This window comes from Cupriavidus sp. R6-3, from assembly GCF_059772245.1.
This window is the reverse complement of the sequence record NZ_JCBAJO010000152.1, coordinates 1-11611: the sequence shown is the minus strand read 5'-3', so window position 1 is coordinate 11611 and position 11611 is coordinate 1. Positions and strand designations below refer to the sequence as shown.

Sequence of the window (11611 nt, the reverse complement as noted above, 5' to 3'; positions counted from 1 at the left end):
CTGCCCCACGGTGCGGCTGCCGGCCACCGCATGGCACAGCAGCGCGAAGCTGCCGGGCTTCATCGCGCGCGAGTCCTGACCGAAGAACTCGTCGCCAAGCGCCGCCGATACCGCCAGCCACAGCCCGCTGTAGCTCGCCGCGGACACGCGCGCCTGCGCGACCGCCAGCATCGCCGGCGCGATACCGGCGGCGCGCAGCACCGGCTCCGGATCGATGCCGCGCGAGCGCAGCCCGGAAATCGCATGGTGGACAAAGCAGATCGCGACGCTACCTTTTTCCATCGGCACGCGAGGCAGTAACGGGACGCAACAGCAAAGGCATGGAGACGATCCGTAAGGTGGTCGGGATGCCGGCTGCCGCCGTCACGGCAAGCGGCGGGCAGTGGCAAATCAGTTCAGCACAGTTGGCGGATTTTGGCATAGCGCGCGCCGGCATCGCCTTTCTACACTGCCGTCATTCCACGACCGCACCACGACGACGCACCACGACGACGCACCACGACGACCCCGCAACCACGCGACCACAGCGCCATGTACAGCGAATACACCGAGCAGCAACGCATGATCCGCGACACCGCGCGCGCCTTCGCCGAGGAACGGCTCAAGCCCAACGCCGCGCAATGGGACCGCAGCGGCCAACTGCCCGACGAGATCGTCGCCGAGATGGGCGCGCTCGGCCTGCTCGGCATGATCGTGCCCGAGCAATGGGGCGGCACCTATACCGACTACATCGCCTACGCGCTGGCGATCGAGGAGATCGCCGCCGGCTGCGCGGCCTGCGCGACGCTGATGAGCGTGCACAGCTCGGTCGGCTGCGGCCCGATCCTGCACTACGGCAGCGAGGCGCAGAAGCAGCGCTATCTGCCGGCGCTGGCCAGCGGCGAGCTGATCGGCGCGTTCTGCCTGACCGAGCCGCAGGCCGGCTCCGAGGCGCACAACCTGCGCACGCGCGCGCGGCCGACCGACGACGGCTGGGTCCTGTCGGGCAACAAGCAGTTCGTCACCAACGGCCAGCGCGCCGGCATCGCCATCGTCTTCGCCGCGACCGAACCGGAGCGCGGCAAGCGCGGATTGTCTGCTTTCCTCGTTCCGACCGACACGCCGGGCTTTGACGTCCATGCCCCGGAGAAGAAGCTCGGCATCCGTGCTTCGGACACCTGCGCGATCACGCTGGAGGACTGCGTCGTGCCACACGACGCGCTGCTCGGCGACACCGGCGAGGGCCTGCGCATTGCGCTGTCGAATCTCGAAGGCGGCCGCATCGGCATCGCCGCGCAGGCGATCGGCATCGCGCGCTCGGCCTTCGATGCCGCCTGCCGCTATGCCGGCGAACGGGTGCAGTTCGGCCGGCCGCTGCGCGAGCATGCGCCGATCGCCAACATGCTGGCCGACATGGCGACCGAGCTGAACGCGGCGCGCCTGCTGGTGCATCGCGCCGCGCGCATGCGCAGCGACGGCCACCCCTGCCTGTCCGAGGCCTCGCAGGCCAAGCTGTATGCGTCGGAACTGGCCGAACGGGTCTGCTCCAAGGCGCTGCAGATCCATGGCGGCTACGGCTACCTCGAGGACTACCCGGTCGAGCGGCACTACCGGGACGCGCGCATCACCCAGATCTACGAAGGCACCAGCGAGATCCAGCGGATGCTGATCGCCCGCTCGCTGTAGTTCGCGCCTCGCCTTTCCTGACGACTTGCACGACCAGACAAACGATGGAGACACCATGACCACACAGCCCGCCACCGACACCGCGATTCCGACAGTCAAGCTGCTGATCAACGGCGAATGGGTCGAATCGGCCGCCACCGAGTACCGCCAGGTCGTCAATCCGGCCACGCAGCAGGTGCTGGCGCGCGTGCCGCTGGTCACGGCCGCCGAGGTCGATGCCGCCGTCGGCGCGGCGCAGCGCGCCTTCGCCAGCTGGCGCCACACGCCGATCGGCGCACGGCTGCGCATCATGCTGAAGTACCAGGCGCTGATCCGCGAGCACAGCAAGCGCATCGCCGCGATCCTGACCGCCGAACAGGGCAAGACGCTGTCTGACGCCGAGGGCGACATCTTCCGCGGCCTCGAGGTGGTTGAGCACGCCGCCTCGATCGGCACGCTGCAGCAAGGCGGCTTTGCCGAGAACGTGGCCGCGACCGTGGACACCTACACGCTGCAGCAGCCGATCGGCGTGTGCGTCGGCATCACGCCGTTCAATTTCCCGGCCATGATTCCGCTGTGGATGTTCCCGATGGCGATCGTCTGCGGCAATACCTTCGTGCTCAAGCCCTCCGAGCAGGACCCGCTGTCGACGATGGAACTGGTGGCGCTCGCGCTCGAAGCGGGCGTGCCGCCCGGCGTGCTGAACGTCGTGCACGGCGCGAAGGATGTGGTCGACGCGCTGTGCACGCATCCCGATGTCAAGGCGGTGTCGTTCGTCGGCTCGACCGCGGTTGGCACCCACGTCTACAACCTGGCCGGCAGCCACGGCAAGCGCGTGCAGTCGATGATGGGCGCCAAGAACCACGCGGTGGTGCTGCCCGACGCGCACAAGGAGCAGACGCTGAACGCGCTGGTCGGCGCCGCCTTCGGCGCGGCGGGCCAGCGCTGCATGGCGACGTCGGTGGCGGTGCTGGTCGGCGCGGCACGCGACTGGGTGCCCGAGCTGATCGCCAAGGCCCGCACGCTGAAGGTCGGCGCCGGCGCCGAGCCCGGCACCGATGTCGGACCAGTGGTGTCGGTCGCGGCGAAGCAGCGCATCCTGGGCCTGATCGAGGCCGGCGTGAAGGAAGGCGCGACGCTCGCGCTCGATGGCCGCGAGGTCAGCGTGCCGGGCTATCCGGACGGCAACTTCATCGGGCCCACCGTATTCACCGACGTCACCACCGAGATGTCGATCTACACGCAGGAGATCTTCGGGCCGGTGCTGGTGGTGATCGGCGTCGACACGCTCGACGAGGCGATCGCGCTGGTCAACCGCAACCCCTTCGGCAACGGCACCGGCGTGTTCACGCAGAGCGGCGCCGCGGCGCGCAAGTTCCAGAGCGAGATCGACGTCGGCCAGGTCGGCATCAATATCCCGATTCCGGTGCCGGTGCCGTATTTCAGCTTCACCGGCTCGCGCGGCTCGAAGCTGGGCGACCTCGGCCCCTACGGCAAGCAGGTGGTGCAGTTCTACACGCAGACCAAGACCGTGACGGCACGCTGGTTCGATGACGAGACCGTCAACCAGGGCGTCAATACCACCATCGCGCTGCGCTGAAACCGGCAACGCACAGGAGACCTCGATGCAGCAGACCTCGATGCATATCGCCTTCATCGGCCTGGGCAACATGGGCGCGCCGATGGCGCGCAACCTGCTGAAGGCCGGCCACACGCTGACGGTATTCGACCTGAACGCGCAGGCGCTGGCCGCGTTGCGCGAAGCCGGCGCCAGCGGCGCCGATTCGCCGCGGCAGGCGGCCGCGGAAGCCGATATCGTGATCACGATGCTGCCGGCCGCGGCCCATGTGCGCGGCGTCTACACCGGCGAGAACGGCGTGCTGGCCGGCGTGCGTCCCGGCGTGCCGCTGGTCGATTCGAGCACGATCGATCCGGCGACGGTACGCGAACTGGCCGCGCTGGCCGCGCGTCAGGGCAATCCGTTCGCCGACGCGCCGGTGTCCGGCGGCACCGGTGGCGCGCAGGCCGGCACGCTGACCTTCATGGTCGGCGCCGAGGCGGCGCTGTTCGAGCGGCTGCAGCCGGTGCTCTCCGGCATGGGCAGGAACGTGGTCCGCTGCGGCGACACCGGCACGGGCCAGGTCGCGAAGATCTGCAACAACCTGATCCTGGGCATTTCGATGATCGGCGTATCCGAGGCGATGGCGCTTGGCGCCCGGCTCGGCATCGACACCACGGTGCTGGCCGGCATCGTCAACACCTCGACCGGGCGCTGCTGGTCCTCCGACACCTACAACCCCTACCCCGGCGTGATCGACACCGCGCCGGCCGCGCGCGGCTACAGCGGCGGCTTCGGCGCCGAGCTGATGCTCAAGGACCTGGGGCTGGCCAACGATGCCGCGCGCGCGGTGCGGCAGCCGCTGTTCCTCGGCGCCCTGGCGCAGCAGCTGTATCAGGCGATGTGCCAGCGCGGCGATGGCCAGCTCGATTTCTCGGGCGTGATTCGGCAATACCTGGATGCCGATGGAGGGACGGCGTGAACGCAAGGGCCGAAACCATGCCGCACGCGGTGGATGCCAAGGGCACAGACGAGGTCCGCTTCGACGTCATCAATCGCGTCGGGCTGGTCACGCTGAACCGGCCGCGCCAGCTCAATGCGCTGTCGTATCCGATGATCCTGGCGCTGCGCGAACGACTGCGGCAATGGGCATCGCGGGACGATGTCGTCGCCGTGGTGCTGCGCGGCGCAGGCGACAAGGCGTTCTGCGCCGGTGGCGATATCCGCGCGCTGTACGACAGTTATCGCGACGACATGGCGGGGCGTGGCGGCAACGATGGCGAACCGCTGTACCACCGCTTCTTCGTCGACGAATACCAGCTCGATTTCGAACTGCACCGCTATCCCAAGCCGGTGGTCGCGCTGATGGACGGCATTGTGATGGGCGGCGGCATGGGGCTGGCGCAGGCCGCGCGGCTGCGCATCGTCACCGAACGCGCGCGCGTCGCGATGCCGGAGACCGGCATCGGCCTGGTGCCCGATGTCGGCGCCAGCCACTTCCTGTCGCGCATGACGCCCGAGCTGGCGCTCTATGTGGGCCTGACCGGGGTGACGCTCGGCGCGGCCGACACGCTGCTGTGCGGGCTCGCGGATGTCGCGGTCGACAGCGCCGCCTTGGCGGACTTGGAGGCGACGCTGGCCAGCATCGACTGGTCCGGCTGCGCCTGGCCCGGCAACGGCGACACGGTGCTCGCAACCCTGCGCCGCGCGCTGGTCCCCGCATCGCCGGTCACGGCGGCCGACGCCCCGCTGCTGAAGGTCCTGCCCGCCCTGCTGCGGCATTTCCGCGCCGACGCGACGCCGGCGGCGATCCTGCAGGGACTCGCGGGCGAGCAGGATGCCTGCTGCACGGACCGGGCGGAGCGCGCCGACCGGGCCGACCGAGCTGATGGCGCCGACCAAGCCGATGTTGCAGACCGAGCCGATGGTGCCGACGGAGCCGATGGTGCCGACCGAGTTGATGGCGCCGACCGAGCCGATGGTGCCGACCGAGCCGATGACGCCGACCGCACCGGTGGTTCCGATGGTCCCGAAAGGGCCGAATGGGCCGAATGGGCCGCCAAGACCGCCATGCTGCTGCGCGGGCGCTCGCCCCTGATGACGGCGGTCACGCGCGAACTGCTGCTGCGCGGCCGCCGGCTGGACCTGGCCGATTGCTTTCGCATGGAGTTCGACGTGGTCAGCCACGCCTTCACCGACGGCGATTTCATCGAGGGCGTGCGCGCGCTGATCGTCGACAAGGACCAGACCCCGCACTGGCGGGTCGGCAGCCACGACGAGGTCGATCCCGATGCGGTACGCCGGTTCTTCGTATCGCCGTGGCAAGGGGAGCGGCACCCGTTGGCATCGCCCGCCTTGACTTGCTGATTCCCCCGCTCGCGCGGGCGCGACGACCTACCCCTTCGCCCCGCCCCCGCGCGCCGGCTCATGCGCGGCCGGCGCGACCAGCCCATCGGCGCGGAACATCGCCTTGATGCCCCGCACCGCCTGCCGAATGCGCGATTCGTTCTCGATCAGCGCGAAGCGGACGTAGTCGTCGCCGAAGTCGCCGAAGCCGATGCCCGGCGATACCGAGACCTTGGCTTTTTCCAGCAGCTGCTTGGCGAACTCCAGCGAGCCCAGCGCGCGATACGGTTCGGGAATCCGCGCCCAGATATACATCGACGCCTTCGGCAGCTCCACCGGCCAGCCGGCTTCGTTCAGGCCGCGCGCCAACACGTCGCGGCGCGACTGGTATTGCGCGGCGATCTCGCGCACGCACTGCTGGTCGCCTTCGAGCGCGGCGATCGCGGCGATCTGCAGCGGCGTGAAGGTGCCGTAGTCGTGATAGCTCTTGATGCGCGCCAGCGCCGTCACCAGGTCGGCGTTGCCGGCCATGAAGCCGATGCGCCAGCCGGCCATGTTGTAGCTCTTGGACAGCGTGAAGAACTCCACCGCGATGTCCTTGGCGCCCGGCACCTGCAGGATCGACGGCGCCTTCCAGCCGTCGAAGACGATGTCGGCATAGGCCAGGTCATGCACGACCAGGATGTCGTGCTTGCGCGCCAGCGCGATCACGCGCTCGAAGAAATCGAGCTCGACGCATTGCGCGGTCGGGTTGGACGGAAAGCCCAGCACGATCATCTTGGGCTTCGGATAGCTGCCGCGGATCGCGCGCTCGAGCTCGGCGAAGAAGTCGACGCCCGGAATCAGCGGCACCGAGCGGATATCGGCGCCGGCGATCACCGCCCCATAGATGTGAATCGGATAGCTCGGGTCCGGCACCAGCACGGTGTCGCCGCGATCGAGCGTGGCCAGCATCAGGTGCGACAGCCCCTCCTTCGAGCCGATCGTCACGATGGCCTCGCGTTCCGGATCGATCTCGACGTCGTAGCGCTCGCGATACCAGTGCGAGATCGCGCGCCGCAGCCGCGGGATGCCGCGGGAGGTCGAATAGCCGTGGGTATTGGGGCGCTGCGCCGCCTCGGTGAGCTTGGCCACGATATGCGCGGGCGTCGCGCCATCGGGGTTGCCCATGCTCATGTCGATGATGTCCTCGCCGCGACGGCGCGCGGCCATCTTGAGCTCGGCGGTGATATTGAAGACGTAGGGGGGAAGACGATCGATGCGCGCGAAGCGGCGCTGGCCCGAAGTGCTCGAGCCCGGGGATGCCGGAATGGCTGACATGGTTGTCCTTGTACGTAAGCGCCCGGAACCGTCCGAGCGACGTTGGCGGTTGTCAGTGCCGCCGGCAACGATGTTAATCGGGTTACGGGCGCGCGTCCACGGCTATCACGCAAACGCGATGACGCTCTCATCGGCCCGCTGGGGCGCCGCAGCTTGTGCCGAGCGTTTCTCCCCTCTTGCTCGCGCCGCGCTTCGGCGGTAAGCTTCGCCCACTCTTTGTATGCAAAACTTGAACACAAAAAAAGGAGACATAGCGCGATGGATCTCGCTGCCGCTCAACTGCCGATGGTGCTCAATGGTCTGGAATGGTCGGGCTGCGCGCTCGCGATGAGCGGCTCGCTGCTGGTGGCGCTGCACAACAAGGCGTCGCGCTGGGGCTGGATTTCGTACCTGTGCTCGAACATCGTGTGGAGCGTGTTCGCGCTGGTGACCGGCACCTATGGCCTGTTCGTGCAGCAGCTCGGCTTCACCGCGACCAGCCTGTACGGGCTCTACCGGCATACGCAGTTCCATCGTCAGAGCGGACACGCCGGCTCGCACTGAGCCGGAGCGCCCCAGCCCTGCGCGGGGCTCAGTCGTCGAGCGTCTCGTGCACGCCGACCGCGCCGTGCTTCCAGTAGGCCGACGCGCGGATGCGGCGCTTGTCGATGCCGCGCTCGTCAACCAGGCAAGCGCGCACCGCGCGCATCTCGGCGGCTTCGCCGGCGGCCCAGACATAGCCCTCTCCGGCCGGCAATTCCAGCCGGCGCAGCGTCGTCAGCAATTCGTCACCTTCGGCGCGATACAGCCAATGCAGTTCGCAGTCGGCATTGCTGCGCAGATCGAGACGCGCCTCGCGATCCTCGACCTGGACCACGACCACCACGCGCTTGCCGGCGGGCAATTCCTCGAGACGGCGGGCGATCGCGGGCAGCGCCGCTTCGTCGCCGATCAGCAGGTGCCAGTCGAACGCCGACGGGATCACGAAGGAACCGCGCGGCCCGCCGATGCCCAGCCATTGGCCCGGCTGCGCCTGCGCCGCCCAGCTGGCGCCGGGACCGTCGCCGTGCAGCACGAATTCGATATCGAGCTCGCGCGTCGCGGCGTCGTAGCGGCGCGGCGTGTAGTCGCGCGCGATCGGGCGCGGCTGTCCCTCGGGGAACATCGGACCGTCGGGTCCCATCTCGGGCAGCACCGGGCGCTGCTGTCCGGGCGCGGGCAGGAACACCTTGATGTGGTCGTCGAACGAGGCCGAGACGAAGTCGGCGAGGTCGTCGCCGGTGAAGGTCACGCGCAGCAGCGCCGGTGAGAGCCGCTGCGTGCGGACCACCTGGATGTGGCGGAACTTCAGCGGATGGCGGACGCGTTCGACGGTGAGCGCGGCGGCGCCGCGGCTATCGAGCGGACTGGCGGTATCGCCGGTGTTGGCCGTATTGGCCGTATTGGCCGTATTGGCGGTATTGGCCGTATTGGCGGTATTGGCGGTATTGGCGCGATCGGTAGCGGACATGCATTACCTCGGTTGGCGTGGTCGGGCGGGATGCGGCGGCACGGCGGCTGCCTCGGTGTCTTCGATATCGGCGACGGCGCGCAGCAGGATGTCGGCGATGCGCCGTTGTTCGGCCGGCGAGGCATCGGTGCGCAGCAGCAGCGCGCGCTTGAGCGCCATGCGCGCCTGCACGAACTCCGGCAGCCAGCCGTTGCCCTGCTCGTCCGGCTCGGGCGGCGGCTCGCCGGCAAGCGCGCGGCGCACCCATTCCATCTTGCGGGCGGCATGACGCAGCCCGTTCCACAGCAGCGCCAGGCGCTCGCGGTTGGCCTGCAGGAACTCGCGGCCGGGCTCGGCCAGCCGATAGCACTTGCGGTTGCCGTCGACGTCTACCTCGGCGTGGCCGATCTCCTCCAGGTACGTCAGGGCGGGATAGATCACGCCCGGACTGGGCTTGTAGAAGCCGGCGCTGCGCGCTTCCAGCGCCTTGATCAGCTCGTAGCCATGGCTGGGCTGCTCGGCCAGCAGGTCGAGCAGCAGCAGTTGCAGGTCGTCGGCGCCGAGCTTGCGGCCGCGGCGCAGGCCGTCGGCGTCGGAGCCGAAACCGCCGAATCCACCGAAGGGACCGCCGGGTCCGTGGCCGTGCCGGCCGTGATGATGGCGAGGAGGCATGGGTCAGTCGTCCGTTATATCGAAAAACATATCTTACGATATAGTTGGCAGCACTGCAGGTCAAGCCTCGGCCCTGCTTGGGGCAGGGTCTTGCCGGGCGCGCTGTCCGCCGGTCGCCCTTTGGGTGGGCCGTCCTATCCCGTCGCCCTGTTCCGTCGGCCGCCCTTGTTCCGTCGACCGCCCCTGTTCCGTCGGCCGGCCCGGTCCCGTCGGCTACCCTATTCCCCCAGGAACTCCGCCACGAACTCCAGCCCTTCGATATGGTCGGCCACCACCTTGGCGATCACGGCGAGCGGAATCGCCAGCAGCATCCCCCACGCGCCCCACAGCCAGGTGAACAGCAGCAACGCGACGAACACCGCCACCGGATTCATCTTCGCCATCCGCCCGGTCATCCAGGTCTGCACCACCGAGCCGATCAGCGTCGCGATCAGAATCGAACCCCCCGCTGCCGCGGCGGCCAGCCCCAGCGTGCCGAACTGCATGAAGGCCGCCACGCCGAGCGCGATCGCGGTGGCGCCCGAGCCGAAGTACGGAATCAGATGCAGCGCGGCCGCGGCCAGCGCCCAGGTGCCGGCGTGCTGCAGGCCGATCGCCTTCAGCAGGAACCACGTGCACACCCCCAGCGCGGCATTGGTGATCAGCAGCATCAGCATGTAGCGCTGGATCGCCCGGTTGATCTCGCCGAGCATATGGACGTTGACCTTCTTCTGCGTCAGCGTGCGGCCCGTCATCTTGACGAACTTGCGCTTGAACATGTCGCCCGACACCAGCAGGAAGAAGGTCAGGAACAGCACCACTACGGCCTGCCCCGCCGCCGCGAAGGCGCTGACCGAGCCGGCCAGCACCATGTCGTGCAGCGCGCCGGCGGGCTTCTCGATCACGACGGGCGCGCCGCGCGAGAGCTGTGGCGTGCCGCCGGTCAGCACGGTCGCCGCGCGCTGGATCTTCTGCCACATCGAGTCGTCGCCGCTGAGCAGCGCCGACAGGCTGCGGGAGAGCTTGCGGGCGATCTCGGGCAGACGGTCGACGATGGCCTCCACCTGGCCCTGCAGCAGATAGGCGCCGCACAGCAGCACCGCGACCAACCCCAGCAACACCAGCGTCGCGCCGATCGGACGCGGCAGCCGCTGCCGATGGAGCGCCGACACCAGCGGATCGAGCAGATAGGTCAGGATGACCGCCAGCACCACGGGAATCACGAAAGCCTTGGCAACATGCAGCGCGTACAGGCAGGCCAGCGTCGCGAGCACCACCAGCGCCAGGCTGCCGCGCTGGATCGCCACCGGCAGCATGCGGGCGCTGGCCGGGCCGCGGGCCGGCTCGGCCGCCGATGTGGCGGCCGATGAGGCTGCGGATGAGGCCGCTCCGGACTCACCATCCCGGGCGCCCACGGCGATGGCCGATGCGTCCCGCTGTGCGGTCGCCCCAGGCTCGCGCTCGCGGGTATTCGCGGCGATGGCCGAAGCGTCCGGCTGTGTGCCTGTCGCTGGCTGGCCGTCGCGGACATTCGCGGCGATGGCCGAAGCGTCCGGCCGTGTGGCCGCCGCCTCGCTCGCCGCCGTCGCCCCGGCCAGCGGCTCGACTGCTGCCTCGTCCCGCGATGGCACCGCCCGCGCGCCACCCGTGGACGGTGCGGATGGCGCACCGGGCTGCGCGGACGGATTGGGCGTGGCATGCATGGCGAGGGGGACGGTGCGGGGGCTGGGGAGCGCCGCGCGGGAAGCGCGGTGCATCACTGTCAGCATAGTCGGCGGCTCACGCCCCCCGCAGTCGGACGGCCGCCGCAAGCCGTGTAGGACAAGCGCGACAGCGTCCCCCGTGGCCCACGGCGCTCCGAACACGGCACGGGGACCCGGGCAGGGACCCGCGGCACGGGGACCCGGGTAGCGGTCCGGCACCCGCGGCCGCGCGCCACGGCACGGTTTGACAGCCCGTCCCGATCGACCGATGATGCCCCGCGCCTCACGCCTTTCGGCCCACCGCCCCTTATGGAGACCTCGCCGTCATGCCCGATCACCGCCCTGTGCCTTCCGCCGCGACCGACCTGCCCGTCCTGCGCGATCCGGCGGGACTGCCCGCCCTGCCCCCGATCGCCGAGCCCGGCCAGCCGTGGCAGGCGATCGACACGCCGGCGCTGGTGCTGGAGCTCGATGCCTTCGAGCGCAATCTGCAGCGGATGCAGCAGGCCGCGGATCGGGCCGGCGTCGCGCTGCGGCCCCATGCCAAGGCCCACAAATGTCCAGACATCGCGCTGGCGCAAATGACGCGCGGCGCCGTCGGCATCTGCTGCCAGAAGGTCAGCGAGGCGCTGCCGTTCCTGCGCGCCGGCGTCGCCGACGTCCATATCAGCAACGAGATCGCCGGCCCGGCGAAGGCCACGCTGCTGGCCCGGATGGCGCGCCACGCTCGGATCAGCGTCTGCGTCGACGCCGTCGTCCAGGTGCGCGCACTGGCCGAGGCCGCCGAACGCGAGCAGAGCGGGCTGACGGTGCTGGTCGAACTCGACATCGGCCAGGGCCGTTGCGGCGTGGCCGATGCCGACGCCGCGCTACGGCTGGCCGAGCGCATCGCCGCGCAGCCGCGCCTGTCGTTCGGCGGAT

Annotated in this window: 11 protein-coding genes; 6 read left to right on the top strand and 5 right to left on the bottom strand. The window is 69.5% G+C overall.

What is annotated here, in order from left to right:
* Positions 1 to 282: AraC family transcriptional regulator ligand-binding domain-containing protein (locus AC6EI8_RS19065; protein WP_498382617.1), on the bottom strand; the 282-nt coding region annotated here is incomplete at its 3' end.
* 249 nt (positions 283 to 531) lie between these two features.
* Between AC6EI8_RS19065 and AC6EI8_RS19060 the strand changes: the two genes are divergently transcribed.
* Genes AC6EI8_RS19060 through AC6EI8_RS19045 form a run of 4 tightly spaced genes read left to right on the top strand, consistent with a single transcriptional unit; the run spans position 532 to position 5569 of the window.
* Complete coding sequence (locus tag AC6EI8_RS19060; RefSeq protein ID WP_498382616.1) at positions 532 to 1665, top strand: acyl-CoA dehydrogenase family protein; 1134 nt, start codon at positions 532 to 534, stop codon at positions 1663 to 1665.
* Positions 1666 to 1720: 55 nt separating this feature from the next.
* Complete coding sequence (locus tag AC6EI8_RS19055; protein ID WP_498382615.1) at positions 1721 to 3244, top strand: CoA-acylating methylmalonate-semialdehyde dehydrogenase; 1524 nt, start codon at positions 1721 to 1723, stop codon at positions 3242 to 3244.
* A gap of 40 nt (positions 3245 to 3284) precedes the next feature.
* Entirely contained in the window at positions 3285 to 4184 is a 900-nt protein-coding gene (mmsB, locus tag AC6EI8_RS19050) for a 3-hydroxyisobutyrate dehydrogenase (RefSeq protein WP_149318374.1), read from the top strand.
* A gap of 17 nt (positions 4185 to 4201) precedes the next feature.
* Positions 4202 to 5569 (top strand): enoyl-CoA hydratase/isomerase family protein, encoded by a 1368-nt coding sequence (locus tag AC6EI8_RS19045; RefSeq protein WP_498382618.1) that lies wholly within the window; start codon positions 4202 to 4204, stop codon positions 5567 to 5569.
* A 27-nt stretch (positions 5570 to 5596) separates the two neighbouring features.
* On the opposite strand, the gene alaC is transcribed toward AC6EI8_RS19045, so the two are convergent.
* Entirely contained in the window at positions 5597 to 6868 is a 1272-nt protein-coding gene (alaC, locus tag AC6EI8_RS19040; RefSeq protein WP_149318125.1) for an alanine transaminase, read from the bottom strand.
* Positions 6869 to 7126: 258 nt separating this feature from the next.
* Between alaC and AC6EI8_RS19035 the strand changes: the two genes are divergently transcribed.
* Positions 7127 to 7411: a nicotinamide mononucleotide transporter gene (locus tag AC6EI8_RS19035; RefSeq protein ID WP_149318124.1), complete on the top strand. Its 285-nt coding sequence runs from the start codon at positions 7127 to 7129 to the stop codon at positions 7409 to 7411.
* A 28-nt stretch (positions 7412 to 7439) separates the two neighbouring features.
* On the opposite strand, the gene AC6EI8_RS19030 is transcribed toward AC6EI8_RS19035, so the two are convergent.
* The 3 genes from AC6EI8_RS19030 to AC6EI8_RS19020 form a co-directional block, all read right to left on the bottom strand.
* On the bottom strand, positions 7440 to 8357 hold the full coding sequence (locus AC6EI8_RS19030) for a siderophore-interacting protein (RefSeq protein WP_498382614.1): 918 nt from the start codon (positions 8355 to 8357) through the stop codon (positions 7440 to 7442).
* Positions 8358 to 8360: 3 nt separating this feature from the next.
* Positions 8361 to 9008, bottom strand: coding sequence for a PadR family transcriptional regulator (locus AC6EI8_RS19025; RefSeq protein ID WP_498382613.1), 648 nt, complete (start codon positions 9006 to 9008; stop codon positions 8361 to 8363).
* Between the two features lie 218 nt (positions 9009 to 9226).
* The gene (locus tag AC6EI8_RS19020; protein WP_226105292.1) at positions 9227 to 10303 is read right to left on the bottom strand and encodes an AI-2E family transporter; all 1077 of its coding nucleotides are present in this window, start codon (positions 10301 to 10303) and stop codon (positions 9227 to 9229) included.
* 713 nt (positions 10304 to 11016) lie between these two features.
* Here AC6EI8_RS19020 and AC6EI8_RS19015 point away from each other — a divergent pair.
* Positions 11017 to 11611 (top strand): alanine racemase (locus AC6EI8_RS19015; RefSeq protein ID WP_498382612.1); only part of this gene is annotated, 595 nt, incomplete at its 3' end.